Origin of the sequence: Agrobacterium sp. S7/73, from assembly GCF_019355535.1 — a bacterium.
Taxonomy (GTDB): Bacteria; Pseudomonadota; Alphaproteobacteria; order Rhizobiales; family Rhizobiaceae; genus Agrobacterium; species Agrobacterium tumefaciens.
Genome location: NZ_CP072136.1, coordinates 1155228 through 1181396, shown reverse-complemented (window position 1 = coordinate 1181396; position 26169 = coordinate 1155228). Strand labels below are relative to the sequence as shown.

The following is a 26169-nucleotide window of genomic DNA, read 5'->3' as shown; positions in this document are numbered from 1 at the left end:
TAGCCGTGGATGAAGCCGCAAGAGCCTGCGCGCAATGCTTGCCTTTTTGCAGGTCTTGCGGCTATTAGCCAAAGCCATCGACAATTTTGACCAGATGGTAGACGACATGTCCCTTCCCGATAAAGCCTTTCCCGTAACCTGGGATCAGTTTCACCGCGACGCCCGCGCGCTTGCGTGGCGTCTTGCCGGCCTTGGCCGGGAGTTCCGGGCGATCGTCTGTATCACCCGCGGCGGTCTCGTTCCGGCAGCGATCATTTCCCGCGAGCTGAACATCCGCCTGATCGATACGGTCTGCATCGCCACCCGCCACGATTACGTCAACCAGGGCGACACGGTTCTCCTGAAGGGCGTGGCGCCGGAGCTGATGTCCGACGGCGGCGAAGGCGTGCTCGTCGTTGACGATCTGACCGACACCGGCAAGACCGCACTGGAAGTGCGCGAAATGTTACCGAAGGCGCATTTTGCCTGCGTTTACGCCAAGCCGAAGGGCGTGCCCACCATTGACACCTTTGTCACCGAGGTCAGCCAGGACACCTGGATTTATTTTCCCTGGGACATGGGCTTCACCTATCAGGAACCGATCGCCAAGGGATCGCGCGGCTGATCGCCTGTCGCAACCCAAAACCATGCCTGAAAAGCCGTCCCTTCGGGGCGGTTTTTTTGTGTGGAAATGCTTTTTTGGTAACGGCAAAAAAACACGGAAAAACCGCAGTGTCGCCTTTATGCCGCACCCCGGAAATGCAGGGTTTTCGCTTTCCGCTGCGGAAACCAGCCTCGCGCAAGCTTCAAAGTCTCGCGCCAAGTCACTGATTTTTTTGAACGCTTTTGCTATCCCCGTTTTCCACAGGCACTGCACACAATATCTTGTGGTTAAAAAACGGTTTCAATCTATGGCTTGACGAATCTATGCCGCAGGAGGAAAGTGACAGTTATGTTGCGGCGGCAACGGACCGGAAAGTAACGAGGCCGGTTCCTTTCAATCTCAGTTCGCAAGTCCAGAAGGGGCGTCCCGACCATCAGGGGGCGGTTCGCCGGTGGATTTTGCGTGCCTTGCGGATACCGCCAAAAACATGACGCGGGGACTGGCGGCAGGAAGCTGTTGATACTATATTTAGTACTCACATGACTCTTGCAGCCAAATAAGCCACGAGATACAGGGATCACATCCAAGGATGAACATCCCTTACAGATCGGCAAAAACCGGCTGCGCGCATAGTTCGCACGGCTGGAACGAATTTTTGCGCCCTTTGCCGGGCGCCCAATGGACGAGGACACGAAACCATGCGCATCGAACGCCGCTTCACGAAGCCCGGCCAATCGTCTTATGCGGAAATCGAATTCCGCAAGGCCGTCAGTGAAATCAAGAACCCGGACGGTTCCATCGTGTTCCGTCTGGCGGATATCGACGTTCCCGCGCAGTTCAGCCAGGTCGCGACCGACGTTCTGGCGCAGAAATACTTCCGCAAGGCCGGCGTGCCGAAGGTGCTTAAGAAGGTTGAGGAAAACGATGTTCCTTCCTTCCTGTGGCGTTCGGTTGCCGATGAGAAGGCCATGAAGGACCTCCCCGAGGGTGAGCGTTATGGCTCCGAAACCGATGCGCGTCAGGTTTTCGACCGCCTGGCTGGCACCTGGACCTACTGGGGCTGGAAGGGCAAATATTTCTCCACCGAGGAAGACGCACTCGCCTTCCGCGACGAGCTTGCCTATATGCTGGCGACCCAGCGTGTAGCCCCCAACAGCCCGCAGTGGTTCAACACCGGCCTGCACTGGGCCTATGGCATCGACGGCCCGGGCCAGGGCCACTTCTACGTCGACCCCTTCACCGGCAAGCTGACCAAGTCCAAGTCCTCTTACGAACATCCGCAGCCGCATGCCTGCTTCATCCAGTCTGTCGAAGACGATCTGGTCAACGAAGGCGGCATCATGGACCTGTGGGTGCGTGAAGCGCGCCTGTTCAAATACGGTTCCGGTACCGGCTCCAACTTCTCCTACCTGCGCGGCGAAGGCGAAAAGCTTTCCGGCGGCGGCAAGTCCTCCGGCCTGATGAGCTTCCTCAAGATCGGCGACCGGGCAGCCGGCGCAATCAAGTCTGGCGGCACCACCCGCCGTGCGGCCAAGATGGTCGTCGTTGATGCCGACCATCCCGATATTGAAGCCTATATCGACTGGAAGGTGAACGAGGAGCAGAAGGTTGCCGCTCTCGTCACCGGTTCCAAGATCGTTGCCAAGCACCTCAAGGCAATCATGAAGGCCTGCGTCAACTGCGAGGCAGATAACGGCGATTGCTTCGACCCGGCCAAGAACCCTGCCCTGAAGCGCGAAATCCGCGCTGCCAAGAAGGACATGGTGCCGGAAAACTACGTCAAGCGCGTCATCCAGTTCGCGCAGCAGGGTTACAAGGACATCCAGTTCAAAACCTACGACACGGATTGGGATTCCGAAGCCTACCTCACGGTTTCAGGCCAGAATTCCAACAACTCCGTATCGCTGAAGGATGACTTCCTGCGCGCTGTTGAAAACGACGGTGACTGGAACCTGACCGCCCGCAAGGACGGCAAGGTCATGAAGACGCTGAAGGCCCGCGACCTATGGGAAAAGATCTCCCACGCCGCCTGGGCATCGGCCGACCCCGGCCTGCACTTCAACACCACCATGAACGACTGGCACACCTCGCCGGCCGAAGGCCCGATCCGTGCTTCCAACCCGTGCTCGGAATATATGTTCCTCGATGACACGGCCTGCAACCTTGCTTCGCTGAACCTGCTTCAGTTCAAGGATCAGGCAACGAAGCGCATCGACATCGCCGATTATGAACATGCGGTTCGCCTGTGGACCGTCGTTCTCGAAGTCTCGGTCATGATGGCGCAGTTCCCCTCGCGCCAGATTGCCGAACGCTCCTACGAATACCGCACGCTCGGCCTCGGCTACGCCAATATCGGCGGCCTGCTGATGTCCTCGGGCATTCCCTATGACAGCGACGAAGGCCGCGCCATTGCCGGTGCGCTGACCGCCATCATGACCGGCGTTTCCTATGCCACCTCGGCTGAAATGGCCGGCGAGCTTGGCCCCTTCCCGGGCTTTGCGCCGAACCGCGACAACATGCTGCGCGTCATCCGCAACCACCGCCGCGCCGCCCATGGCCTTTCCTACGGTTATGAAGGCCTGTCGGTGAACCCGGTTGCCCTCATCCACTCCGATTGCACGGATCAGGACCTTGTCGCCCACGCTACAGCCGCTTGGGACAAGGCGCTGGAGCTTGGCGAAAAGCATGGCTACCGCAACGCCCAGACCACCGTTATCGCGCCGACAGGTACGATCGGCCTTGTGATGGATTGCGACACGACCGGCATCGAGCCGGACTTCGCGCTGGTGAAATTCAAGAAGCTCGCCGGCGGCGGCTACTTCAAGATCATCAACCGCGCCGTGCCGGAATCCCTGCGTTCGCTCGGTTATTCGGAAAGCCAGATCGCCGAAATCGAAGCCTATGCCGTTGGTCACGGCAATCTCAACCAGGCACCTGCCATCAATCCCTCGTCGCTGAAGGCCAAGGGCTTCACCGATGAGAAGATCGAAGCCGTAAACGGCGCGCTGAAAAGCGCCTTCGACATCAAGTTCGTCTTCAACCAGTGGACGCTGGGCGCCGATTTCCTCAAGGGCACGCTCAAGGTTTCCGACGAGCAGTTGTCCGACATGAGCTTCAACCTGCTGGAGCACCTCGGCTTCAGCAAAAAGGACATCGAAGCGGCCAACGTGCACGTCTGCGGTGCGATGACACTGGAAGGCGCACCGTTCCTCAAGAACGAGCACTTGGCCGTATTCGATTGCGCCAACCCCTGCGGCAAGATCGGCAAGCGTTATCTCTCGGTCGAATCGCATATCCGCATGATGGCGGCAGCACAGCCGTTCATTTCGGGTGCGATCTCCAAGACGATCAACATGCCGAATGATGCAACCGTGGAAGATTGCGGCGCAGCCTACATGCTGTCCTGGAAGCTGGCGCTCAAGGCCAACGCCCTTTACCGCGATGGCTCCAAGCTTTCCCAGCCGCTCAACGCTTCGCTAGTGGAAGATGAGGACGACGAAGACTTCGTTGAAGAACTGATCCAGCAGCCGCTCGCCCAGCAGGCCGTGACGATCACCGAAAAGATCGTCGAGCGCGTTATCGAGCGGGTATCGCGCGAGCGTGAAAAGCTGCCGAACCGCCGTCAGGGTTACACCCAGAAGGCAACGGTCGGCGGTCACAAGGTCTATCTGCGCACCGGCGAATTCGGCGACGGCCGCATCGGCGAAATCTTCATCGACATGCACAAGGAAGGCGCTGCCTTCCGTGCGATGATGAACAACTTCGCCATCGCCATTTCGCTTGGCCTGCAATATGGCGTGCCGCTGGAAGAATATGTGGAGGCCTTCACCTTCACCAAGTTCGAGCCGGCCGGCATGGTGCAGGGCAACGACGCGATCAAGAACGCCACGTCGATCCTTGACTACGTGTTCCGCGAACTCGCCGTCTCCTATCTCGGCCGCCACGACCTCGCCCATGTCGATACGTCTGACTTCTCCAATACCGCACTCGGCAAGGGTATCCAGGAAGGCAAGACCAATCTGCTCTCCACCGGCTGGACACGCGGTTACAAGCCGACGCTGGTTTCCAACAACGAAGGCGAACGTGCTGCTTCCGAACCCAAGGGCTCGGCAACGGCATCCCCCGCCCGCGCCTCGGCCAACGTCACTTCCTTTGCAGGCTCAGCCGCCCGCAAGCTGGAACCGACAGTCGCGATCTCCACCTCGGAAATCGTCTCCTTCAAGCGCGATTATGAAGAACGCGCCAAGGAACTGGCGGAAGAGATTGCCGAAGAGGTAATCGACGACGTGGTTCAGGAAGCCAAGCAGACCGCCACCGCCCTCTTCTCCGACAAGGCCGCCGCCGACGCGGCATCGGCCAAGGCGGAAGCCAAGAAGAAGGAAAACGAACGCCGCATGCGCTCGATCGCGCAAGGCTATACCGGCAACATGTGCTCGGAATGCCAGAACTTCACGATGGTGCGCAATGGCACCTGCGAGAAGTGCGATACTTGCGGAAGTACAAGTGGGTGCTCTTGATTACTCTTCTTACTCCGAGCCGCGGTTCGCCCTAGAGCGAACCGCGTCGAAAAAGCATCCGCCCTTCAGGGCGGATTCTGTTTAGAAAGGCAAGGCTGAGGAGCGGAGCCTACTTCGCAGCCGACGAAGCCTTGTCTTACTTGCGCGGTTCGCCCTCAAGCGAACTGCGACAAGAAAGCATCCGCCCTAAAGGGCGGATTCCGTTTAGAAAGCAGGGCCGCGACGCGGAAGCCACTTCCGGAGGTGAAACAACTCCGTTTTTTGATCCGGCAAAATGCGAGAACCTGCCCTGCCAAGCGCTCCTTGATCATCACAAACTCCGGCGGTGTAAGTGCATATTGCTCCGCAAGTTGCCGCAGTTCCTCAGCAATCGCCTGCCGCTCAACCTGGAGCTCTAACCGGTTTAGGCAATTTGTGTGGCATGAACCCACATCTTCTCGGCCCCGTCCACGGGTGCATGGGGCCAATTGGCCGGGTGCCTTGGTGCAGAGAACGCCACGTTTGATGCGTCGGAACGCAGTACCTTCCAGGCGAAGGAGCAACGCAGCTTCCTCAATGTCGTCAGTACCGAGCGCCTTGATACCACGTTGCATTCGATAGTCTTCCACCGCCACGAAAAGGCGCTCTGATGCGAGCCCGCCTGCGCTACCGGCGATTACCTCCTTAATGGCATCCTGTGTCAGGACAAACGCGGTTTCTTCAGAAATCTGCAACGCTTCCGCTGCTATGTCGGGGTTTGACAGCAGATACACCAAAACATGCTCGACATTGTTGTGGCCAAATAAATCCTGAAGCACCTCTTGCGCATCGTCGACGATACCTCGCCCCGTACCGTCGTTTCTGAAGATCGTCAGCGATATCAGGGAACATTTTCCCGATCGGGCAACGTGAGCATTTTGGCTCCCTAGCCTCAAGGGAGGAGTAATGCCGTGGAGTAATTATCGATATCCATATGATATTTAACCGTTTTTCTAAACCTCATATTCTTCTTACGGTGCGACGAGCGGTTGCAGCTGAGCCAACGGCTTTGATAGCATAAAATCTAACTTTTCCAGGCGCTTAGGCGCCTGGAAATTGATGACGAGAACAAAAAGTGAATATCGCGGTATTCATTTTATGGCATGCCCGTCGATCCTTCTTCAGACATGTCCAACTCGGCAAACGATGCTTTGTTATTGAACCCAACTTCCGACGTATTGGTTATCGCAAGATATTAGAGGTAGAAAGCAAGTGGGTTTATTCGATGGAATTTTGGGTCATGGTACAACCGTGGACCCGAGAGAACTGGAAAAACGTCTAAGCGGTGTCCTTATCGACGGTGAGCAACCACAACTCGCTTTCAAGCTAATTCGCGATTTTTTCGTTTTCACTCAGCATCGCGTCATACTTGTCGATATCCAAGGTATTACGGGCAGCAAAGTCGACTATATGTCCATTCCGTACAAAGCTGTCACTCGCTTCTCCGTCGAGACAGCAGGAACGTTCGACTTGGATGCGGAACTTAAAATCTGGGTATCTGGTTCGAGCCAGCCGATTACAAAGACCCTCAAGAAGGGAACAGATGTTCGAGGTATTCAGCGAGCGCTTGCAACAGGTATACTTCGGTAGTCTAAGCTCAGGCCGCACTTCAAAAACGCGCGGCCTGACTCCTTCCCTCACCCCACAAAATCCACCAGCAACTTCACATTCAGCGCTGCAATTACCACCGCGATGAACCATGCAAACGCCGAGAGCCATCGCGGGGCGCACAGTTCGCCCATCTTGGCGCGGTCGGCGGTGAACATGACCAGCGGGAAGACGGCGAAGGAAAGTTGCAGGCTTAAGACCACCTGCGTCAGTATCAGCAGTTGAGACGTGCCGCTTTCGCCGAAGGCGATGGTGACGCCGGCGGCGGGGATGATGGCGATGCCTCGGGTGATGAGGCGGCGCAGCCACGGGGCAAGCCGCATCTTGAGGAAACCTTCCATCACGATCTGGCCTGCAAGCGTTGCCGTAACGGTGGAATTGATGCCGCAGCACAAAAGCGCCACCCCGAACAGCGTCGGCGCAATCGCAAGGCCAAGCAGCGGCGCGAGCAAACTATGCGCTTCCCCCAGTTCGGCAACATTCGTCTGACCCGTTTTGTTGAAGGTCGCCGCTGCGAGGATGAGGATCGCGGCATTGATGACGAGAGCAAACGTCAGGGCGATGGTTGAATCGAGTGTCGCGAATTTGAGCGCCTCGCGTTTTTCGGCCAGCGTCTCGCCGATGGCGCGCGTCTGCACGATCCCTGAATGCAGATAGAGATTATGCGGCATCACCGTCGCGCCCAGAATGCCAAGCGCCAGATAGAGCATCTCGGGGTTGGTGACGATCTCCGTCGTCGGCGCAAAACCACGAATCACCTGGTTCCAATCAGGATCGGCCAGCGCCAGCTGAATGGCGAAACACACCGCGATGACGCCGAGAAGCGTGATGACAAGCGCTTCCACCCAGCGGAAGCCAAGCCTTTGCAGATAAAGGATCAGGAACACGTCAAGCGCCGTGATGAGGACACCGAGTTCAAGCGGAATGCCGAAAATCAGGTTGAGACCGATCGCCGTACCGATGACCTCGGCGATATCAGTCGCGATGATTGCGATTTCGGCCAGCAGCCAGAGGACCATCGCCACCGGTTTCGGATAGGCATCGCGACAGGCCTGCGCCAGATCGCGCCCGGAAGCAATCGCCAGACGGGCACAGAGCGCCTGTAGAACGACGGCCATGATGTTCGATATCAACGCCACCGTCAGCAGCGTGTAGCCAAACTTGGAACCGCCGGCGAGCGACGTTGCCCAGTTGCCGGGGTCCATGTAACCGACCGCGACGAGATATCCGGGTCCGAAGAACGCCATCGCCCGGCGAAACGTACCGGCATTCGGGCTTATCTTGATCGAGCTGTGAACGTCGGACAGCGAGAGATCGTCGCCATTCCGCCGCCATCCAAAGACAGGCTTGTCCATCTTGCGAACTTTCAAATGGAAATTGAATTAATGCAATTGCAAATCATTCGCATAAAAGGGTGTGAACTGGCAAGCGGAGTTTCGAAGCTGTGTGCCGGCGCGAGAGGTCGCAGTAACATTCGGCCTGAACGCAACCATCGGCGCAGCGCGTCATGGATTTAGTGAAATGAGCCCCCTCCTCCGTCATTCCAGCCTTAAGCCGGAAGCCAGCAAGCCAAAGTCTCTGGGCTGAAAAGACTCTTCTACGCAGCGTAGTAGCCAGTAAACAACGGGGACCCATGGCCAGTCCTACCGCAAAACCTCACGGCGTTGTCATCGCTCTGCCCCGCCATTGCGGAACAGCCGCGTGCATGCCCGCGTTTGTCTGTCACGAAGCAAAGATAGTCCGGGGAAGTTCATGCGAGACGGCAATAAATTCAGCGTGGCGAACCAGCCTTACCGGTGGCCGAAATATATCATGGCACAGCGAAGGCCGCGCGACTGGCTGATGACCATCAGCGGCGTGGTGCTGCTGGTCATCGTCGCCGCCGCTGTCGCCATGGGTTATCTCGTCACCAGCCATCCCGGCAAGCCCGAGCCGAATACCGGCATCATCGAGGAAAACGCAGCGGAAAACGCCTGATATGCGGCGCAAGATGCGCCGCTTAACTCAGACCCTGAAGATGCCCGCTGAACTGCGCCTCATGCAGGCGGCTGTAATGGCCCTTGGCGGCCAGAAGCTCGGCATGGGCGCCGGTTTCGGCAATACCCGTCTGGTCTACTACCACGATGCGTGACGCATCGCGGATCGTTGCCAGCCGGTGAGCGATGACGAGCGTTGTGCGGCCCTTGGCAAGCTCCGTCAGCGATTGCTGGATGGCCCGCTCGGTTTCGGTATCCAGCGCCGAGGTCGCCTCGTCGAGAATGAGGATAGGCGGGTTCTTGAGGAACATGCGGGCAATGGCAAGACGCTGTTTCTGACCACCGGAAAGTTTCACGCCACGCTCACCGATGACGGTGTCGAGCCCCATCGGCATCGCTTCGATGACGCCATCGAGCCGGGCACGCCGCGCCGCATCCATGATTTCGACATCGGAAGCGCCGAGCCGGCCATATTCGATATTCTCGCGGATCGTGCCGCCAAACAGGAACACATCCTGCTGCACGATTCCTATCTGGTTGCGCAGCGAGGCAAGCTTCATCTTGCGGATATCGATGCCGTCAATGGTGATCGAACCGCTGGTGACATCATAAAAGCGCGGCAGCAGCGAGCAAAGCGTCGTTTTGCCCGCCCCCGAAGGCCCGACGAAGGCCACCGTCTCGCCCGCATTGATCTTCAGGTCGATATTGTCGAGAACCTGCTTGCCCTCGGCATAACCGAAACCGACATGGCGATATTCAATTGCGCCGGAAAGCGCCGGTGCTTCGATCGCATCCGGTGCGTCGGTGATATCCGGCGCCGTGTCCAGAAGCTCGGTAAAGCGGCGAAAACCGGCAATGCCCTTCGGATAGGTCTCGATGACCGAGTTGATCTTTTCCACCGGGCGGAAAAACACGCCGACCAGAAGCAGGAAGCCAACGAAGCCGCCTTCCGTCAGGCCGCCATGCAGCACGAACCAGGCGCCGCAGATCATCACGATCATCTGCGTAAGCCGCATGCTCATGTAGCTGAGCGAAGTGCTGGCCGCCATGATCTTGTAGGCATCCAGCTTCGTGCGGCGGTATTTCTGGTTGTCCTTCTCAAACAGCGCGCGCTCGTGGTCCTCATTGGCAAAAGCCTGCACCACCCGCATGCCACCGACATTTTCCTCGATACGGGCGTTGAAATCGCCTACCCGACCATAGAGCGCGCGAAAGTTCTGCGTCATTCGGCCACCGTAACGGCTCGTCACCCAGGCGGTGACAGGCACGACGGCGGCGGTGACGAGCGCCAGCGGCACATTGACCGACAGCATCAGCAGGAATGCGCCAATGAAGGTCATGATGGCGATGAACAGATCCTCGGGGCCGTGATGGGCCACCTCACCGATCTCTTCCAGATCCTTCGTCAGCCGCCCGACCAGATGGCCGGTCTTCTGGTTGTCGAAATAACGGAAGGATAGCTTCTGCAGATGGTCGAAGGCCAGACGCCGCATGTCGGTCTCGATATTGATGCCGAGCATATGTCCCCAATAGGTGACGGTCGCCATCAACCCAGTATTCAGCACATAGATGACGAGCAACCCGACGGAGGCGGCAAGGATGATGCCCCACTCACCGCCCGGCAACAGCACGTCCACAAAGGCCTTCACCGCCATCGGAAAGCCGAGTTCGAGCACGCCCGACAGCACCGCGCAGGAAAAATCGACAATGAACAGACCGCGATAGGGACGGTAATAGGCGAAGAAACGGCGCAGCATGGCGTGACCTGAAGAGCGGGCGCGGCAAGCGGAGGCCGCAATAAAAACGGAGTTCAATTGTCATATTTCAATGCGCGCGCCAAGACCGATGTTCTATTTTTACCAAAATCGTTCAATAGGCTGAGCGATAAACACACAACGGTAATGTGATACGGCTATATTGCACTTATATGTATTGGTGTGACAGAGTGAATGCACCCTTCGGGGAGAATGCGAGAAAGAGCCTGCCGTGAGTAATATTGACAGCCGTAAGCCCAGTGGCGAACCGAGATGGCTTGGTCCTGCAAGCCCGACGCGGATCGCTCTGATCCCGCCAATATCGGCTGCGCGCTGGCTGCTGGTTCTCGTCGCCCTTGCGGGCATCTACTTCTTCCACGGCTTTCTCGTTCCGGTTCTGGCCGCCCTTGTCATCGGCTTCGCCAGCTGGCCGGTCTATACGCGGCTTCTGCGGCAGGTGGGCGGCAACACCACGCTCGGCGCCTCCATCGCCATCATCCTCATCCTCACCTTCCTCGTGGTGCCGATTTTCATCGCCGCTTCCTATACGGCCAGCGAAATCCGCGAATGGTTCGGCTGGGCGGTGCATGTCAACAAGGTGGGCGCACCCGTGCCAGACTGGATCGCGGCGCTGCCCGGCGTAGGCTCCTGGCTCGGCGAGCAATGGGTGAAATATATCGGCACACCGGGTGCGATCGGCGAAGTGATCCAGCTCGTCAGCGGTGCCAATATCGGCAATATCTACCGGGCGATCCTCGCCGCGGGCAACGGCGCGTTCCACCTGGTGCTGACCCTGCTGTTCATGTTGATCGCGCTGTTCTTTGTCTATCGCAACGGTGCCGGCTTCTCCCATCAGGTCGATCTTGTGGGAGAACGCATCCTGCCGACGCGGTGGGAGCGCATTTCCCGCGTCGTGCCAGCCACCATCAGCTCCACCGTCACCGGCATGACATTGATCGCCATCGGCGAAGGCATAATCCTCGGCATCGCCTACTGGATTGCCGGCGTCCCCTCGCCCGTCACACTCGGCGTGCTCACCGGTGTCATGGCGCTCATCCCGGGCGGCGCGCCGCTCTCTTTCACTCTCGTATCGATCTATCTGGTCGCCAGCGGCTCTCCCGCTTATGGCCTGGGGCTATTCATCTGGGGTTCGGTAGAGCTTTTCATCGTCGACAAGACCATCCGTCCGAAACTCGTTGGCGGCCCGATCAAGCTGCCTTTCCTGCCGACCTTTTTCGGCCTCGTCGGCGGCGTCAAGACCATGGGCTTCCTCGGCCTCTTCATCGGCCCGGTGCTGATGGCGCTGCTGGTGGCAATCTGGCGGGAATGGGTGCGAGAGGTGGAAATCTCCACTGGCGCCACCGTCGACGTTCCGCCGACCCCTACAGCTGAAAATGACCCGCTCGACGACATCGTTGCGCGTGAAGAGGATAGCAACGAAGCGACGGCGTTCCGAAAAGCAGCGTCTTAAACCTCGTCTTCGTCATGCTCGGGCCTGTCCCTGGCATCTGCAACCCAACGATGTTACCAGACGTCGGCAGATCCCCGGCACGAGGCCGAGGATGACATCGCCAAGGGCGGCATCGAGTGTTCTGCAAAGCGCGCCGATAGCGCCCGCCTCGCCTTTAAAGCGTCTTCTCCATGAACAGGCTGAGCGGGTCCGGCTTATAGGGCGCAAACGCCTCAATCTCGACAAACCCCGCCTTGCGGTAAAGACCGATCGCCTCCGGCTGGCTGATGCCGGTTTCAAGCCGGATGGCGGCAAGCCCAAGCTCGACGCCGCGCGCAATGAGCGTATCCATGATCAGCTTGCCGATCCGCAATCCCCTCGCCTCCGGATCGACGAACATGCGCTTGACCTCCGCCGTACCGTCACCCGCCTCCACCAGCGCGCCGCAGCCAACGACGCAGCCACCATGCCGCGCCACGAAAAAGGAGACATTGTCCTTTTCCAGCTGGCCGATATCGACCAGATGATTGCTTTCGGCGGGATAAAGCGATGCCATATAGACGTTAGACAGATCGATAAGGCGCAGAACCGCTTCCTGCCGGGGTGTTTCAAGCTTGATTTCGGGGGCCAATGCGATGCCTGCTTTCTCTCAAAAAAATGCGTATTTCGTCGTAATGTCACTGCAATCGAGATAGATGAGTTTTTAGAGCATAATTCCCGACAGAGGCAACACACACCATGAAAACAGCCCTCGTTCTCATGACCTTCCTAGGCTGTGACGACACCGCCACCGATTGCCATTACCTCGCCACCTCGCAGCAGCGCTGGACGAGCATCGAACTATGCGACGCCGTGTCGGAGAAAGAGCTGGAACGTTTCGCAAATGCGTCCTACCCGGTCGTGGTGGCCGTGTGCCAGACACCGGGCGAGCAAACGCCCCAGACTGCGGGCAACGCGCCCGCAACGCAGCCTCCCGCCGCCACGGCCCCGGCCGGAACAGAGGAGCCACCGGCACAGGTCACGCAAAAGGAAGAAGAGAGCCTGACAAAACAGGCGATCAGCCGCGTCAGCCGCATCCTGCCTTCCACTGAAGGCGTGAAGCACCTGCTCGGAACGCCGGTCAGAATGGTGGAAAACAGCTATTCGTGGATTGCCAAGCGGTTCGAGAAGTAAGCCTCAGGCCGCCTCTACCGTCAGCGCTTCCGCATAGTGCCGCGCTTTCTGCCGTTCCTCGGCAATGGTCAGTTTACGCACGGCGTGCAAGAGTTCGAAAAGCGTTTCGGAACCATCGACGTTGCGGAAATGCGCAAGCAGTTCGGCCGATACAGAGGCTGCGGCCTGCGACAGATGCGATCGGGCGGCGCGGCGCCACATCAGCGTCGCCTCAATGAAGACATCAACGACATCGCCCAAAAGACCGACGGACTGGAACAGCGCCTTCAGCGCGTGCGGCCGTCCGGTCGCCAGAATGGCGCGCACCTTGCGGTCATCGAGACCTGAGAGATTGACCATCGCCGCCGTGAAAAACTCCAGCCTGCCCGAACAGACGGCATGGATGAGAAGCGCCGGTGTCAGTTCCAGCCTTTGCCGCAGATGCTCCACCAGCGCCGGCAACTCCGGCGACGAAACATTGGCGGCGATGAGGATGGTGGCGGAATCTTCCGCTTCGCGGAAAATACTGTCGGCGCGGTTGCGCGCGATCAGGGCATGAACAAGCGCCGAACCTGCCAGGGCCTCGCTGACGCGCGCCATCAGAAGATGGCGGGTATCGGCGGGCAGCACCTCTCGGCACAGCAGCAGGTCGCGAATGTCGGCGTTGCAGCCATGCCGCTCGGCAATGCGGCGCAGCAAAAACGGTGTGATGAAGGCTTCGTCGTTCTCTAGAAGGATCAACGTTTCCGGCAGATCACCGACTTCGGCAAGTGCTGCGCAGACACCGCGCGGCAGGCCCCGCCTAGCCGCGATGAAGGCGCGCGTCAGGCTTTCGCCGCGCCCGGCAAGATCGACCAGATCGGCCTCGCCGAGAACCGGCGAGCGGGCGATCACGGTGCAGGCAATCTCCGGCTGGTCTTCGGCAAGCGAAACAAGAATGGCGCGCGGCGCATCGGGATCATCCGCCAGCGCCTCGGCAAGTGCCAGCCGCACGCGCGGAGAAGGGTCGTCAAGAAGATAGGTCATCGCCATATAGGCGGCGTCACGGTTCTCCCGCGCCATGTCTGAATGCAGATAGGCACGGCCAAGCGCATTGGCGGCCTTCGCCCGCTCGGTCGATCCAGCCTTTTCAGACCAGCGAAGAAATGCCTGTACGATCACCTGAGCCTCGAAACACATTCGCAACAATGGACGACGGCATCATTGCCGCCGCCATGTATAAAACTCTAGGCGCAAATAGTTTACGTTTGGTTCACCATAAAATTTAACAGTTGCCGGCGAAGAAGTTCTACGGCGCAGTAGACGGACGCTTCAACTGAAACACGTCGCTGCCGCCGTCGCAGTAGTCCATGTAACCCATTCGGGCAACCGGACGTGCCAGTCCCATATCGATGCGACCATCACGAATGATCGCATCGTCGATGTGAATAGCCATGACCTGCCCGATCACCATCCAGGAATCCGCCGGCGTGCCGTCGATGTCCTTCAGCTGGATGATCTCGGTCACGCGGCATTCCAGAACGGCCAGCGCCTCCCCCACGAAAGGCGCATCCACCACCCGCCCGTCAACGGCAGTCAGACCGGCAAGCCGGAACTCGTCGACATCATAGTTCACCGGCGCGGAAGACGCGTTCATCCGGTCGACGAGGTGGCGGCTGACGAGGTTGGCGGTGAAGACACCGGTCTCCTCGACATTGCGAAGACTGTCCTTGCGCCCGCTGGAGGAAAACATCACCAGCTTCGGCCGGTCCGAAATCGCGTTGAAAAACGAATAGGGCGACAGGTTGAAAGAGCCGTCCCGGCCTTTAGAGCCAATCCAGCCGATCGGCCGGGGCGCGACGATAGCCTTGAACGGATCATGCGGCAGGCCGTGCTGGTTGGTGTCGGTGGTGTAGAACATCAGACGTCCCCAACCCAGGTTACCACATCCGCAAGCTCCGGCCGTGGCCGCTCCACAAGCGGGAATGTCGTTGAGCCGATATGAATATATCCGGCGACCTTCTCGTCTGCGGCAATCCCCAGTTCCGACAGGAAGGCCGGGTCGAAGGCAAGCCATTCCGTCAGCCAGTTCGCCGCATAACCATTGGCGTTGGCGGCGAAGATGAGATTGAGGCACACCGCACCGGCGGACATGATCTGTTCCCATTCCGGAATCTTGAAATGCGGCTTGGCGGTGCTGATGACGGCGATGACGACGGGAGCGCGCGTGAAGCGGGTGCGCTCCGCGTCCTGCTGCTGCAGGTCCAGTTCCGGGTTCTTCTCAAGCGCGATCCGGAGCGCTTCTTCCCCCAGACGCACGCGGTCTTCGCCGCGATAAACGATGAAGCGCCACGGCGCCAGTTTGCCATGGTCAGGCACGCGCACGGCAAGGCGCAGGATTTCCTCGATTTCCGCTTTCGATGGACCCGGCTCGGCAAGTTGCAGGGCGGGGGTGGAGCGGCGAACCTTGAGATAGTCGAGGAGCTTGATGTCACTTGTCATGATCAAAATTCTTCCATTGTGCTGTCATCGCGAAATTATGGGCCTTGAAATAGCCACGGCATTGGTTTTGAAGTGATGCGGGAAAATCAAGAAGTCAATCGGTATCGAAAATGTCGGCAATCAAAATCGCGGCACGTCTGGCCATTGCGTTCGCCGCGATCGGCGTTTTATCACAGGCAGCCTTTTCGCAAGACGCTTTCAAGGACTTCAAGCAGCTTGGCGGCACGCCTAAAATGCCGAAACTCAATGCTTTCACCGCTCCTACCGCCCCGAATGCCCCCGCAAGCACCGCCCGTGATATCGACATGGAAGCGAAACTGACGAGTGAAGGCGAAGCGGTGAAGGAAGGCCTTTCCTGGCGCGTCTTCAGCCCCATTCCGGGCGCTGACGGCAAGTTGCCGATGCTGGCAAGCTCCGAGGGTGGTTCGGCGCAGTTCCATCTGGTACCCGGCGAATATTTCGTCAACGTTGCCTTCGGGCGCGCAGGTGTTACCAAGAAACTCAATGTTCCGAGCTCCGGTAATGTCCAGAAACAGGTGCTGATTCTCGATGCTGGCGGTTTCGTTCTGAATGCGATCGCGGGTTCCGACAAACAGATCTCCGCTAACCAGCTCAAATTTTCCGTCTATTCCTCCGACGCCCGACCGGATGGCGAGCGCGGCCTTGTCATGGCCGACATCAAGCCCAACACCGTCGTTCGCCTCAATGCCGGCACCTATCATGTCGTTTCCGAATACGGCAACGTCAATGCGGTGGTGCGCGCCGATATTCAGGTGGAGGCAGGCAAGCTGACCGAAGCGACCCTGCAGCATCAGGCGGCACAGATCACGCTCAAGCTCGTCTCCGAACAGGGCGGCGAAGCCATTGCCGATACGGCCTGGTCGGTGCTGAACGGCGGCGGCGACGTTGTGAACGAAAGCGTCAGCGCATTTTCGACCATGGTTCTGGCGGAAGGCGAATATACCGCCATGGCCCGCAACAAGGACAAGGTCTACCAGCGCAACTTCAAGGTCACGTCAGGCCGGGACGCCGATGTGGAAGTGCTGATGAAGGATCAGGCGCCGGAAGACATGACCGGCGATTTCGAATAGGCGTCAATACCCTCAGCCAGTAACGAAAACGGCCCCCGAAGGGGCCGTTGTTTTTTGTCACGCAACCTGCTTCTTCGCCGCAAGCTTGCGCTTCACATCCGGCGGCGTCGCCTCTTCCACGAGGCTTGTAATCGCGTCTTCGAGCGACATCGGCGTCTGGTTCTGGGAACCGAGACGGCGGATGTTGACGGTGCGCTCTTCCGCTTCCTTGCGTCCGCAGACGATGATGACCGGCACCTTGGTCACCGAGTGCTCGCGGACCTTGTAGTTGATCTTCTCGTTGCGGAAGTCGGTTTCGACAGCCATACCCGCCTCGCGCAGTGCTTCGGTAACCTCGCGGCCATAATCGTCCGCATCCGAGGTGATCGTCGCGACCACGACCTGAAGCGGCGCGAACCACAACGGCATGTGACCGGCAAAGTTCTCGATCAGGATACCAAGGAAGCGCTCCATCGAGCCGCAGATGGCGCGATGGATCATCACCGGCTGCGTCTTTTCGGAGTTCTGGTCGATATAGAAGGCGCCGAAACGTTCCGGAAGGTTGAAGTCCACCTGCGTCGTGCCGCACTGCCATTCACGACCGATGGCATCCTTCAGCGTATATTCGAACTTTGGCCCGTAGAAAGCGCCCTCGCCCGGCAGAATGCCGGTCTTGATGCGGCCGCCGGACTGTTCCTCGATGGTTTTCAGAACCTCCATCATGACGCTTTCGGCACGGTCCCAGAGATCGTCGGAACCGACACGCTTTTCCGGACGGGTCGAAAGCTTGACGACGATCTCGCTGAAACCGAAATCCTCATAGACCGAGAGGATCAGGTCGTTGATGCGCAGGCATTCCGCCGCCATCTGCTCTTCCGTGCAGAAGACATGCGCATCGTCCTGCGTGAAGCCGCGAACGCGCATCAGGCCATGCAGTGCACCTGAAGCTTCGTAGCGATGGACGTTGCCAAATTCAGCAAGGCGAACGGGCATTTCGCGGTAAGACTTCAAGCCATGCTTGAAGATCTGCACGTGGCCGGGGCAATTCATCGGCTTCAAGGCAAAGACGCGCTGATCCGCATCCTCGTCATCGGGATGGGTAAAGGCATGGGCGGATTTCACCGCGAACATGTTTTCCTGATACCAGCCCCAGTGACCGGAGGTTTCCCACAACGACTTGTCCAGCACCTGCGGCGCGTTGACTTCCTGATAGGTATTGGCAAGCCGACGGCGCATATAGGCCGTCAGCGTCTGGAACATGCGCCAGCCCTTGCCGTGCCAGAAGACCACGCCCGGACCTTCTTCCTGGAAATGGAACAGGTCCATTTCCCGGCCAAGACGGCGGTGGTCGCGCTTTTCGGCTTCGGCCAGAACGTGCAGGTAATTGTCCAGCTCTTCCTGGGTCGCCCAGGCGGTGCCGTAGATGCGCGACAGCATCGCATTGTTGCTGTCACCACGCCAATAGGCGCCGGCTACCTTCATCAGCTTGAAGGCCGTACCGACCTGACCCGTGGACGCCATATGCGGGCCGCGGCAAAGATCGAACCAGTCGCCCTGATAATAGATTTTCAGGTCCTGACCTTCGGGAATGGCATCGACCAGCTCGACCTTGTAGTTTTCGCCCTTTGCGGCAAACACTTCCTTGGCCTTCTCGCGCGACCAGACTTCGCGGGTAAACGGCTTGTTGCGCTGAATGATCTCCTTCATCCGCTTTTCGATCTTCGGCAGATCTTCCGGCGTGAAAGGTTCGTTCTTGGCAAAGTCGTAATAGAAGCCGTTCTCGATGACAGGGCCGATCGTCACCTGCGTGCCGGGCCACAACTCCTGCACGGCCTCGGCCATGACGTGGGCGGCATCGTGGCGGATGAGTTCCAGCGCGCGGCTGTCCTCACGCGTGACGATTTCTATCTTGCCATCGGTGATTGCCTCGGACAAATCGCGCACGGTGCCATCAAGCGCAATGGCGACAGCCTTCTTCGCAAGCGATTTGGAGATGGATTCGGCGACCTCGCGGCCGGTCGTGCCGGCGGGATAGCTGCGTACGGAACCATCGGGAAATGTAAGGGAAACGGTTTGTGACATCGTCGAATGCTCCTGATCCAGTCCCGCCAACGAATGCGGGTGGTGTTGGAATAAAAAAGAACGCCCTCTTTCGCAGATGGGCAGGCAGGCTGATAAAGAATTTTCCCGTTCCAGTCAAAGGTGAACGGCGGCTCAGCGAAGCATTTCGGCAATTCCATTGACGGTATTGGCGTTGCGGGTCGTGCCGATGCCGAGCTTCTTCGTGGTCAGCGCAGAGAGAAGCCGGCTTTCGCTTGGCTTGCCGCAAAAGTCGATCCACAGGTCACCGCCGACAATGGCGATCTTTTCCTTCTTGCAATACTTCTCCAAGAGTCCAAGATAATCCCCGGCAAGCGGCTTGCGCATCACCCTTACGCAGACATCCGGTGGATTGCCGTCCGGAAACGGGTTTGTAGCAGTCAGGGCAAGCCAATCAGGCGCTGAGCGAACGAGAATATCGACGTGTTTGCCGAACCGTTTTTCAAAGGCGCGCTCCAACGCATCCTCGATTTCGCAGACAGGCGCCTCCGGTGCACGGAAGACCAGATTTCCGGTCGCAACCAGCGTCCTGCATTCCTCAAAGCCCAGCTCCTGCGCCATTTCACGCAGATCGGCCATGATGAGCCGCTTGCCCGCCCCGAGCACGATGCTGTGCAGAAGAGCGACATAGGTCATTGATGCAGCATCCAGTATCGCCAGGGCGTCCACCAGTGCTTGTCAGCGCCCAGTGTTTCCGGCACGGGGTCCAGCCCGCTGGTGCCGCCCGGACCGCAACGCGCGACACGAAACAGCGTCATCCACCCGCCCGGCCAAAGTCCGTGGCGGGCGATCGCCTCATAGCCATATTCGGAACAGGTGGGAATGTGGCGGCAGGAATTGCCGACGAAACCCGACAAAGTCAGCTGATAGAGCCGAATGAAGCCAACGCCGAAAAGACGGCCTGGGGTCTTCGCAAACACTCCCCCCCAGTTGCGGGATCGCCCGACCTTATCCCCCGTCTTCTGATGTCCGCAGTCCGGTTCACCGCACATCGCCTAACCCGCAGCGTTCAGAACCGGCCGGGCTTCGATCTGGTCGAGAGCATCGACCACCGCTTCGAAGGTCAGCATGGTCGAGGCGTGGCGTGCCTTGAAATCCCGGACGGGTGAAAGCACCCTCATATCCTCGAAACGGCCTGTCGGCCCGTCGCCGCCCTGTTTCAGCATGGCAAGCATGTCTTCCCGCGCCTGCCGGATCTCACCGCTGGAAGCGCCGACGACATGATGCGCCATGATCGAGGCGGATGCCTGGCCGAGCGCGCACGCGCGAACCTCATGTGAAAAAGCCGTGACGATGCCGCCTTCCACCTTCAGATAGACCTTGAGTTTGGAGCCGCACAGCCGCGAGTGTTTTTCAGCGCTGGCATCGGCATCATCAAGCACGCCGGTCAGCGGAATATTTCCGGCAAATTCCAGAATTCGGTTGTTGTAGATATCGTCCATCATCAGGTATCCGGCGTTCAAGAATGCCCAAAAACGGGACAGGATATATTTTTCAAACACAGCGTTTGTCGCAGTGGAGCTTTCCTGCCCTTCATTCCCATTATATGCTAACGAGCTTTCTGGACATCAAGCCGATATGAAATTAACGGCTCCGATACCGAAATATCAGCATCGGCCTTGCCAAAATGCTGTAAAACAACCAGATAGCAGCAACGGTGGACGAAGTCCCCGCTACGAAAAACAAAGTTCAGGTGCGGCCTTGACCCGCATCGGGAGAGACGGAATGGATGCGATCGTGAAGAATTTCCCCGGCGCTGGCGCAAAACCCGATGTGGCAGAGGCTCGCCCAAGCCAGACGGAAGCGGAAGAAGCAGTGCGCGTTCTTCTGCGCTGGGCAGGAGAAAATCCCGCCCGCGAAGGACTCCTGGACACGCCGAAGCGCGTTGCCAAGGCCTATCGCGAACTCTTCGCCGGTTATGAGCTGAACGTCCAGGACGTTCTCGGCACGACCTTCGAGGAAGTTGGCGGTTATGACGATGTGGTGCTGGTGCGCGACATCCCCTTCTTCTCCCATTGCGAACACCACATGGTTCCGATCGTCGGCAAGGCGCATGTCGCCTATCTTCCGGCTGGGCGCGTGCTCGGCCTGTCGAAGATCGCCCGTGTCGTCGAAATCTTTGGCCGCCGCCTGCAGACGCAGGAAAACATGACCGCGCAGATCGCAAGATCCATCGAGGAAACTCTGAAGCCGCGCGGCGTGGCCGTCATGATCGACGCCGAACATATGTGCATGTCCATGCGCGGCGTAAACAAGCAGGGGTCCACGACCCTCACCACCAGCTTCACCGGCACCTTCAAGAACGACCCGGCAGAGCAGGTGCGCTTCATGACCATGGTGCGGAACCGCTAACGGTTCCGCTTTTTCCCCGGGGTAGCAATGTCCATTTCGTTTCCGTCCGCGCCTGCGGACAAGGAAGTGCTTGAAAATTCAGGTCTCTTCTCACCGAAATTCGATGCCCACGGCCTTGTCACCGCCGTGGTCACCGATGCGCGTGATGGTGAATTGCTGATGGTCGCCCATATGAATGCGCAAGCCCTGTCGCTGACGCTGGAAACGGGCATCGCCCACTATTACAGCCGCTCCCGCGACAAGATCTGGAAAAAGGGCGAAACCTCCGGCAACCTGCAGACGGTGAAGGAATTCCGTACCGATTGCGATCAGGACGCCGTATGGCTGAAGGTCTCCGTCGCCGGTCATGACGCAACCTGCCATACTGGCCGCCGCTCCTGCTTCTACCGCACGGTCGAGTTGGCCGATGGCAATGCCGTCACCAGAATCACCGACGATACCCGCCATTTCGACCCGGCGACTACCTATTCTGGCACGTGAACGGCCACCTTCCATCCGCCGCACCAATTTGCTACCAATAATTCAGGATTCGGGGAGGAACAGACCGGGTCCTGGGAGCAGGCAGGGAGTGTACGGTCATGTTGGGCTGGGGAAGCAATCGTCACAATGCTCTTGCGGCTGGCAACACCGAAACAATCGTCAACGAGATCGTTGATACGCGCCGGATTGCGCTTGCGCTCGGCGGTGGTGCTGCGCGCGGCTGGGCCCATATCGGCGTCCTGAGGGCACTAGACGAAGCCGGTGTAAAAATCGGCATGATTGCCGGAACCTCGATCGGCGCGCTGGTCGGCGGTTGTTATCTCGCCGGAAAGCTCGATGAGCTGGAGGAATTTGCCCGTTCGCTGACGATGCGGCGCATTGCCGGCCTGCTCGATCTGACGATTGGCGGCGGCGGTCTCTTCGGCGGCATGCGGCTGACCAAGCGCATGCAGGAGCATCTCGAAGGCTTGCGCGTTGAAAACCTCGAGCACCCCTTCATCGCCGTAGCCACGGAATTGCGCACCGGACACGAGGTCTGGATTCACCAGGGCGACCTCGTCACCGCACTGCGCTCATCCTATGCGCTGCCCGGAATTTTCGAGCCCGTGCAATGCAACGGCCGCACCCTGATCGACGGCGCTCTCGTCAACCCCGTGCCGGTTTCGGTCTGCAGGGCCTATGAGCAGGCGCTCGTCGTCGCCGTCAATCTCAATTACGATCTGTTCGGCCGCTCTGCCGTGGTCAAACATTCCTCTTCGCCCCCGAATGGCGCAGCACCTTCCCTGGAAGGTCCGCCGCGCCCCGGCCTGCCGGGCGTCATGGTGCAGGCCTTCAATATCATTCAGGACCGGATTTCGCGCTCGCGTCTGGCGGGCGACCCGCCCGACCTTATGCTGCATCCCCGTATCAACGATATCGGCCTGTCGGAATTCCATCGCGCCAGCGAAGCCATCGACAGGGGATACGAGGAAACACGCGCCCGCGTTCCCGAGCTGGAGCGCATGCAGCAGGCGTTCCGACGCTAACTTACACTACAAATATACGTGCTGAGCATTCCAGCTTGCGGTAGCCGCAGCCTCCTAGGCCGTCATTCCTGCGCGTGTCACAGGAATGACGTAGTCGTTTCGAAATGACTATTGCGGACGCGCCGGAAACGAAACCTCATCCGGCGATATAGGCCTTGATATGTTCGGCTTCCGCCTCGATCTCGCCGATCCGCGCCTTTACCACGTCACCGATGGAGATGATGCCGGCAAGACGACCGTCGTCCTCAACCGGAATATGGCGGAACCGCCCTCCGGTCATGATTTCCATCAACTCGTCGGTGGTGGAATTGTGATGACAGCGGATGACGTTCTTCGTCATGGCCACCGAAACGGATTGCAGAAGGGAGGCAGCGCCCTCGCCTGCCACGACCTTCACCAGATCGCGTTCCGTGAAAATACCGAGAACGACGCCGTCGGCATCGGTCACGACGAGTGCACCGATCTTGTGCGCATTCAGCGTTGCTGCCGCCTCGCCGATGCTTACGCTCGGTCCCACAGTCACGACATTCCGGCCCTTGCGGTCGAGAAGATCTTTTACGAATGTTGCCATGCCTTCCTCCTCCTGTCAGCAATCTGCAACGCGGCAAAGTCTCTCCGCGGTTGCAAATCATGGAACATGGTGCGCTGAGGCCTATGCGAATGCAATCCCGGATGGGACCTGCACAAGCAAATTTGCGCCACGGCCGACAAGGAGCGTGATCGCCCTAGAGCGGCTGTTCCACACTTCCACTGGAAAGGTTCCCGCGGATCGGGCGATCAAACAGGCCGAAGAACAGGAAGCCGAGCAGAAAGCCGAAGACATGCGCATCCCAGGCGACTTCACCGCCGACATCGCCAAACAGCGGCACGCCGACCGCGATCAGGACATTGCCGAAAAGCCACATCAGCGTGAAGATCAGCACCGTCCTGTTCGAAAGCGCCGCGACAATGCTCTGCCTCGGCATCAGATGGCCGAAAGAGGCGCTGTAGCCGCCGCGTGACGGGAAAGCGAAACGGCATGCGGCTCCCATCAGCGCCGAAACGACACCAGATGCTCCGATCAGAACCGTCACATCGCCCCAGTTCAGCGCCGCGTGGCCAAAAGCTGAAACGGCGGCGGATATGCACCATAACAGTACGAAGCGAAGCGTTCCGATCCGGCGCAGAACCGGTGCGCCAAAGGCCATCAACCACAATCCGTTAAAAAGAATATGCTCGATGCCGCCGTGCAGAAAAGAATATGTCACCGGCGTCCAGAGCCATTCCAGCCCCTGCTGGGATAATGGCACCGCGTAACGCAGCGGAATGAAGCCGAAGGTGAAGATGAACCAGCCGTTGCCATCCTCCGAAAGAAGATAGGCCGGAACCACAAAGGCCAAGAGCAGCGCCGCCAATATGCCGACCAGAAGCGGCGGCAGGTTAAAGACGGGATTATGTGCGTCCTCTTTCAGTTCCTGACTTTCCGAAACCGGCGGCTGTTCGCCGTCGCCGTTGGACATGATTCCATCCCTGTTTTTGTGGAAATTTGCGTCCCCCGAGCAATATAGGAAGCCCGGGCGAAAAAAAAGCCGTCCTGCTTTTCGGGCCACGACGCAAAAACCGCAATCGGTTCAAGCGCCTGTACCCAAAGGGCAGTCCGGCCTGCACGCCCGCCGTAAAATTACGGGCGAAAGCATCAATTGTGCTGACTGGGAGCATGTCCCCGACATGGCCGCAGCGATGCCACGACCTTGGTCGTTACGCAATCTCAACCATTTGTTAACCTTAACAAAATCGGTTGGCATGAAATTCGCTACACCACAAGTAACAGACGTTCGGATGGACATGATGTCCCAAAAACGAACATGGAGAACGATGCTATGAAGAGCATGGCCGGACTGGAGATATATGCCTATTGGGACACGCTGCGCGGCAATAAACCTGCGCCCCTCCGAGAAGACTTCGATCCCGCAAAGCTGAAACATCATCTCGGCGACCTCTTCATCCTGACGGACAAGGGAGAAAGGACGCCATTCTTCCGCCTTGCAGGCACGCACCTGTGCGACCTGTTCGGCCGGGAATTGCGGGACAGCCCGTTCTCGGATCTGTGGCCGGCGGCAAGTGCCACCTTCCCCTGCCGTGTCGCACGCGGCATCCTGCAACATCAATTGCCCGTGGTGTTCGATATCGAAGCGGAGGACGACCATGGCGCGGCGCCGCTTGCTTTCGAAATGCTGCTCTTGCCGCTAAGTTCGGATAATGACACAGCCCCGAGATTGCTCGGAGCGCTGCTGCCGGAGCGGCCCCGTCACGAATTCGCAGCACCGATCAGTTGCCTCGTCATGAAAAGCAGCCGCCTGCTACGCATGGATATCGCGCCGACAACGTATTCTACGAATGCGCGAACCGCTGTGATGCCGCATGCGGTAACCCGCTGACTGCCGCATCCCACCCCGCATGGTGAGGGTGGATCGCGTATGATCGCGCCGGAATTTCGTAAGAAATACGTCAAAGCTGTAACGATTTTGACGATTGCAAAAATTGTAAGGGTTAAACAATACAGTCTGTTAACCCGGGCGGCGTAGAGATTTGTCATCATCACTGGTTACAATTGCGCTGCCATGTTCTCATCACGTTCGGTCAACACTGCCCAAACCCTGCGTCCGGTTGAAGAGGTTCACTTCGACGATCCCGTCCGTGTGTCCTTCACCGGCCGCCTCATGTTGCCCGATCACCAGGAATATGATTGCACCGCAACCGAGATGACCGCCGAAAGAGCGCTGTTCGCCTGCTCGGGCATTGCGCGCAACGGTGATCGCGTCATCTCCTATCTCCAGCATATCGGCCGCATCGAAGGAACGGTTACGGCGCTTACCGCGTTAGGCTTCGTCATTGCCATCAATGCGCCCGAACGCAAGCGGGAAAAGCTGGCCGCCCAGCTCGCATGGATCGCCAAGCGCCAGCTGCTCGGCCTGCCGGAAGACCGCCGCCACGACCGCCTGACACCACGCAATACCCGGGCACATCTGATGCTGGAAGACGGCGTGCTTCTCGCCTGCCGGCTGATCGACCTTTCCTTGTCGGGCGCAGCCATCGAGATCGAAAACCGGCCTCCACTCGGCACCAGGGTCCAGCTTGGCAAGAACATGAGCGGCAAGATCGTACGCCACTTCATGGAAGGCGTTGCGGTCGAATTCGACCGGGTCCAGTCGCCCGACGCCCTGATCGAATTTCTCTAGGTCATTTCCCGTAATACAGTGGAGCGGTATGTCCGTGCGGCAAGTGCGGCATTCGCCAGATCTTGTCACGGCTATCGCTTTCCGGCGCTCCGGCCGTGAGCCGGAATACAGCCAGCACAAGTCTCTGCGCCGAAAGAGCTTTTCCCGCCACGCAGGCGCACATCGATCCGATTCCGGCTCAAGGCCGGAATGATGGGAGCAGACTGCTTTCGTCTACAAAAATGCCGCTCGTGCATTTGCGCTGACACTCTAAAATACTGCTTTCCCGCACTTTGGATTCCGCTGAAGCTGACTTCCGTGCTATCCGGTCAGAGTGACCGGCGCGCTCCATTTTGCGTTAGTTCTCGCGCAAAACCGCACTGGAAAATCCCGCTCCAGGCTTTTT

General features: G+C 58.7%; 26 protein-coding genes. 13 read left to right on the top strand and 13 right to left on the bottom strand.

Features of this window, described 5'->3' with window-relative positions; translation table 11 throughout:
• The first annotated feature begins 106 nt into the window (after positions 1–106).
• From gpt to J5276_RS05700, 3 genes are all read left to right on the top strand, one after another.
• Positions 107–604, top strand: a complete 498-nt coding sequence (gene gpt, locus J5276_RS05710; RefSeq protein ID WP_003515641.1) for a xanthine phosphoribosyltransferase — start codon at positions 107–109, stop codon at positions 602–604.
• Between the two features lie 22 nt (positions 605–626).
• Positions 627–899, top strand: coding sequence for a hypothetical protein (locus J5276_RS05705; protein ID WP_162632910.1), 273 nt, complete (start codon positions 627–629; stop codon positions 897–899).
• A gap of 382 nt (positions 900–1281) precedes the next feature.
• Positions 1282–5100: a vitamin B12-dependent ribonucleotide reductase gene (locus tag J5276_RS05700; RefSeq protein WP_112154628.1), complete on the top strand. Its 3819-nt coding sequence runs from the start codon at positions 1282–1284 to the stop codon at positions 5098–5100.
• 155 nt (positions 5101–5255) lie between these two features.
• Here the strand turns inward: J5276_RS05700 and J5276_RS05695 are convergent, their stop codons facing one another.
• Positions 5256–5897, bottom strand: coding sequence for a hypothetical protein (locus tag J5276_RS05695; protein WP_112154627.1), 642 nt, complete (start codon positions 5895–5897; stop codon positions 5256–5258).
• Positions 5898–6330: 433 nt separating this feature from the next.
• On the opposite strand from J5276_RS05695, the gene J5276_RS05690 reads away from it, so the two are divergent.
• Positions 6331–6708: a PH domain-containing protein gene (locus J5276_RS05690; protein WP_065687293.1), complete on the top strand. Its 378-nt coding sequence runs from the start codon at positions 6331–6333 to the stop codon at positions 6706–6708.
• A 47-nt stretch (positions 6709–6755) separates the two neighbouring features.
• On the opposite strand, the gene J5276_RS05685 is transcribed toward J5276_RS05690, so the two are convergent.
• Positions 6756–8081, bottom strand: coding sequence for an Nramp family divalent metal transporter (locus tag J5276_RS05685; RefSeq protein ID WP_112154626.1), 1326 nt, complete (start codon positions 8079–8081; stop codon positions 6756–6758).
• Positions 8082–8478: 397 nt separating this feature from the next.
• Here J5276_RS05685 and J5276_RS05680 point away from each other — a divergent pair, with 397 nt between their 5' ends.
• Positions 8479–8703 carry a hypothetical protein gene (locus tag J5276_RS05680; protein ID WP_013636298.1) on the top strand — a complete coding sequence of 75 codons (225 nt, stop codon included), beginning with the start codon at positions 8479–8481 and terminating at the stop codon, positions 8701–8703.
• A 22-nt stretch (positions 8704–8725) separates the two neighbouring features.
• On the opposite strand, the gene J5276_RS05675 is transcribed toward J5276_RS05680, so the two are convergent.
• Positions 8726–10459, bottom strand: a complete 1734-nt coding sequence (locus J5276_RS05675; RefSeq protein ID WP_112154625.1) for an ABC transporter ATP-binding protein — start codon at positions 10457–10459, stop codon at positions 8726–8728.
• A 229-nt stretch (positions 10460–10688) separates the two neighbouring features.
• Here J5276_RS05675 and J5276_RS05670 point away from each other — a divergent pair, with 229 nt between their 5' ends.
• On the top strand, positions 10689–11927 hold the full coding sequence (locus J5276_RS05670; protein WP_003515654.1) for an AI-2E family transporter: 1239 nt from the start codon (positions 10689–10691) through the stop codon (positions 11925–11927).
• A gap of 154 nt (positions 11928–12081) precedes the next feature.
• On the opposite strand, the gene J5276_RS05665 is transcribed toward J5276_RS05670, so the two are convergent.
• Positions 12082–12537, bottom strand: coding sequence for a GNAT family N-acetyltransferase (locus J5276_RS05665; protein ID WP_111799544.1), 456 nt, complete (start codon positions 12535–12537; stop codon positions 12082–12084).
• A gap of 107 nt (positions 12538–12644) precedes the next feature.
• Here J5276_RS05665 and J5276_RS05660 point away from each other — a divergent pair, with 107 nt between their 5' ends.
• The gene (locus tag J5276_RS05660; protein ID WP_003515657.1) at positions 12645–13079 is read left to right on the top strand and encodes a hypothetical protein; all 435 of its coding nucleotides are present in this window, start codon (positions 12645–12647) and stop codon (positions 13077–13079) included.
• A 3-nt stretch (positions 13080–13082) separates the two neighbouring features.
• Here J5276_RS05660 and J5276_RS05655 read toward each other — a convergent pair whose 3' ends face one another.
• From J5276_RS05655 to J5276_RS05645, 3 genes are all read right to left on the bottom strand, one after another.
• Positions 13083–14237 carry a DUF2336 domain-containing protein gene (locus tag J5276_RS05655; protein WP_209159488.1) on the bottom strand — a complete coding sequence of 385 codons (1155 nt, stop codon included), beginning with the start codon at positions 14235–14237 and terminating at the stop codon, positions 13083–13085.
• 109 nt (positions 14238–14346) lie between these two features.
• Positions 14347–14958 carry a flavin reductase family protein gene (locus J5276_RS05650; protein WP_025593667.1) on the bottom strand — a complete coding sequence of 204 codons (612 nt, stop codon included), beginning with the start codon at positions 14956–14958 and terminating at the stop codon, positions 14347–14349.
• On the bottom strand, positions 14958–15539 hold the full coding sequence (locus J5276_RS05645) for a nitroreductase (RefSeq protein WP_025593669.1): 582 nt from the start codon (positions 15537–15539) through the stop codon (positions 14958–14960). Before J5276_RS05645 ends, J5276_RS05650 begins: the two co-directional genes overlap by 1 nt.
• Positions 15540–15649: 110 nt before the next feature.
• Between J5276_RS05645 and J5276_RS05640 the strand changes: the two genes are divergently transcribed.
• Positions 15650–16630, top strand: coding sequence for a hypothetical protein (locus J5276_RS05640; RefSeq protein ID WP_003515664.1), 981 nt, complete (start codon positions 15650–15652; stop codon positions 16628–16630).
• Between the two features lie 57 nt (positions 16631–16687).
• Here J5276_RS05640 and thrS read toward each other — a convergent pair whose 3' ends face one another.
• The 4 genes from thrS to J5276_RS05620 all read right to left on the bottom strand — a co-directional run bounded on the left by thrS (position 16688) and on the right by J5276_RS05620 (position 20151).
• Positions 16688–18691: a threonine--tRNA ligase gene (thrS, locus tag J5276_RS05635; protein WP_112154623.1), complete on the bottom strand. Its 2004-nt coding sequence runs from the start codon at positions 18689–18691 to the stop codon at positions 16688–16690.
• A gap of 132 nt (positions 18692–18823) precedes the next feature.
• Entirely contained in the window at positions 18824–19345 is a 522-nt protein-coding gene (locus tag J5276_RS05630) for a DUF1697 domain-containing protein (protein ID WP_111790291.1), read from the bottom strand.
• Positions 19342–19701 carry a membrane protein insertion efficiency factor YidD gene (yidD, locus tag J5276_RS05625; RefSeq protein ID WP_112154622.1) on the bottom strand — a complete coding sequence of 120 codons (360 nt, stop codon included), beginning with the start codon at positions 19699–19701 and terminating at the stop codon, positions 19342–19344. Before yidD ends, J5276_RS05630 begins: the two co-directional genes overlap by 4 nt.
• A gap of 3 nt (positions 19702–19704) precedes the next feature.
• The gene (locus J5276_RS05620; protein ID WP_112154658.1) at positions 19705–20151 is read right to left on the bottom strand and encodes an iron-sulfur cluster assembly scaffold protein; all 447 of its coding nucleotides are present in this window, start codon (positions 20149–20151) and stop codon (positions 19705–19707) included.
• A 283-nt stretch (positions 20152–20434) separates the two neighbouring features.
• Between J5276_RS05620 and folE the strand changes: the two genes are divergently transcribed.
• From folE to J5276_RS05605, 3 genes are all read left to right on the top strand, one after another.
• The gene (folE, locus tag J5276_RS05615; RefSeq protein WP_003515674.1) at positions 20435–21061 is read left to right on the top strand and encodes a GTP cyclohydrolase I FolE; all 627 of its coding nucleotides are present in this window, start codon (positions 20435–20437) and stop codon (positions 21059–21061) included.
• A 27-nt stretch (positions 21062–21088) separates the two neighbouring features.
• Complete coding sequence (gene hisI, locus J5276_RS05610) at positions 21089–21541, top strand: phosphoribosyl-AMP cyclohydrolase (protein ID WP_013636306.1); 453 nt, start codon at positions 21089–21091, stop codon at positions 21539–21541.
• A 98-nt stretch (positions 21542–21639) separates the two neighbouring features.
• Positions 21640–22566: a patatin-like phospholipase family protein gene (locus J5276_RS05605; RefSeq protein ID WP_038491283.1), complete on the top strand. Its 927-nt coding sequence runs from the start codon at positions 21640–21642 to the stop codon at positions 22564–22566.
• A gap of 136 nt (positions 22567–22702) precedes the next feature.
• On the opposite strand, the gene J5276_RS05600 is transcribed toward J5276_RS05605, so the two are convergent.
• Together J5276_RS05600 and J5276_RS05595 are read right to left on the bottom strand one after the other, a co-directional pair.
• The gene (locus J5276_RS05600) at positions 22703–23137 is read right to left on the bottom strand and encodes a CBS domain-containing protein (protein ID WP_003515681.1); all 435 of its coding nucleotides are present in this window, start codon (positions 23135–23137) and stop codon (positions 22703–22705) included.
• 154 nt (positions 23138–23291) lie between these two features.
• A complete protein-coding gene (locus J5276_RS05595; protein WP_038491286.1) occupies positions 23292–24065 on the bottom strand; it encodes a rhomboid family intramembrane serine protease in 774 nt (257 codons plus the stop codon).
• 360 nt (positions 24066–24425) lie between these two features.
• Between J5276_RS05595 and J5276_RS05590 the strand changes: the two genes are divergently transcribed.
• Both J5276_RS05590 and J5276_RS05585 read left to right on the top strand, forming a co-directional pair.
• Entirely contained in the window at positions 24426–24983 is a 558-nt protein-coding gene (locus J5276_RS05590; protein ID WP_112154621.1) for a PAS domain-containing protein, read from the top strand.
• 183 nt (positions 24984–25166) lie between these two features.
• The gene (locus J5276_RS05585) at positions 25167–25784 is read left to right on the top strand and encodes a PilZ domain-containing protein (RefSeq protein WP_080798355.1); all 618 of its coding nucleotides are present in this window, start codon (positions 25167–25169) and stop codon (positions 25782–25784) included.
• Positions 25785–26169: the final 385 nt, after the last annotated feature.

What these genes read in the sequence shown, in the direction of transcription:
- J5276_RS05630 (WP_111790291.1), bottom strand. Translation starts at nt 19,345, where the DNA reads ATGACCTATGTCGCTCTTCTGCACAGCATCGTGCTCGGGGCGGGCAAG.
- J5276_RS05605 (WP_038491283.1), top strand. Translation starts at nt 21,640, where the DNA reads ATGTTGGGCTGGGGAAGCAATCGTCACAATGCTCTTGCGGCTGGCAAC.
- J5276_RS05595 (WP_038491286.1), bottom strand. Translation starts at nt 24,065, where the DNA reads ATGTCCAACGGCGACGGCGAACAGCCGCCGGTTTCGGAAAGTCAGGAA.
- J5276_RS05700 (WP_112154628.1), top strand. Translation starts at nt 1,282, where the DNA reads ATGCGCATCGAACGCCGCTTCACGAAGCCCGGCCAATCGTCTTATGCG.
- hisI (WP_013636306.1), top strand. Translation starts at nt 21,089, where the DNA reads ATGTCCATTTCGTTTCCGTCCGCGCCTGCGGACAAGGAAGTGCTTGAA.
- J5276_RS05675 (WP_112154625.1), bottom strand. Translation starts at nt 10,459, where the DNA reads ATGCTGCGCCGTTTCTTCGCCTATTACCGTCCCTATCGCGGTCTGTTC.
- J5276_RS05660 (WP_003515657.1), top strand. Translation starts at nt 12,645, where the DNA reads ATGAAAACAGCCCTCGTTCTCATGACCTTCCTAGGCTGTGACGACACC.
- J5276_RS05590 (WP_112154621.1), top strand. Translation starts at nt 24,426, where the DNA reads ATGAAGAGCATGGCCGGACTGGAGATATATGCCTATTGGGACACGCTG.
- J5276_RS05680 (WP_013636298.1), top strand. Translation starts at nt 8,479, where the DNA reads ATGCGAGACGGCAATAAATTCAGCGTGGCGAACCAGCCTTACCGGTGG.
- thrS (WP_112154623.1), bottom strand. Translation starts at nt 18,691, where the DNA reads ATGTCACAAACCGTTTCCCTTACATTTCCCGATGGTTCCGTACGCAGC.
- J5276_RS05685 (WP_112154626.1), bottom strand. Translation starts at nt 8,081, where the DNA reads ATGGACAAGCCTGTCTTTGGATGGCGGCGGAATGGCGACGATCTCTCG.
- J5276_RS05650 (WP_025593667.1), bottom strand. Translation starts at nt 14,958, where the DNA reads ATGTTCTACACCACCGACACCAACCAGCACGGCCTGCCGCATGATCCG.
- J5276_RS05705 (WP_162632910.1), top strand. Translation starts at nt 627, where the DNA reads ATGCCTGAAAAGCCGTCCCTTCGGGGCGGTTTTTTTGTGTGGAAATGC.
- J5276_RS05620 (WP_112154658.1), bottom strand. Translation starts at nt 20,151, where the DNA reads ATGGACGATATCTACAACAACCGAATTCTGGAATTTGCCGGAAATATT.
- J5276_RS05640 (WP_003515664.1), top strand. Translation starts at nt 15,650, where the DNA reads ATGTCGGCAATCAAAATCGCGGCACGTCTGGCCATTGCGTTCGCCGCG.
- J5276_RS05645 (WP_025593669.1), bottom strand. Translation starts at nt 15,539, where the DNA reads ATGACAAGTGACATCAAGCTCCTCGACTATCTCAAGGTTCGCCGCTCC.
- J5276_RS05600 (WP_003515681.1), bottom strand. Translation starts at nt 23,137, where the DNA reads ATGGCAACATTCGTAAAAGATCTTCTCGACCGCAAGGGCCGGAATGTC.
- gpt (WP_003515641.1), top strand. Translation starts at nt 107, where the DNA reads ATGTCCCTTCCCGATAAAGCCTTTCCCGTAACCTGGGATCAGTTTCAC.
- folE (WP_003515674.1), top strand. Translation starts at nt 20,435, where the DNA reads ATGGATGCGATCGTGAAGAATTTCCCCGGCGCTGGCGCAAAACCCGAT.
- J5276_RS05585 (WP_080798355.1), top strand. Translation starts at nt 25,167, where the DNA reads ATGTTCTCATCACGTTCGGTCAACACTGCCCAAACCCTGCGTCCGGTT.
- J5276_RS05655 (WP_209159488.1), bottom strand. Translation starts at nt 14,237, where the DNA reads ATGTGTTTCGAGGCTCAGGTGATCGTACAGGCATTTCTTCGCTGGTCT.
- yidD (WP_112154622.1), bottom strand. Translation starts at nt 19,701, where the DNA reads ATGTGCGGTGAACCGGACTGCGGACATCAGAAGACGGGGGATAAGGTC.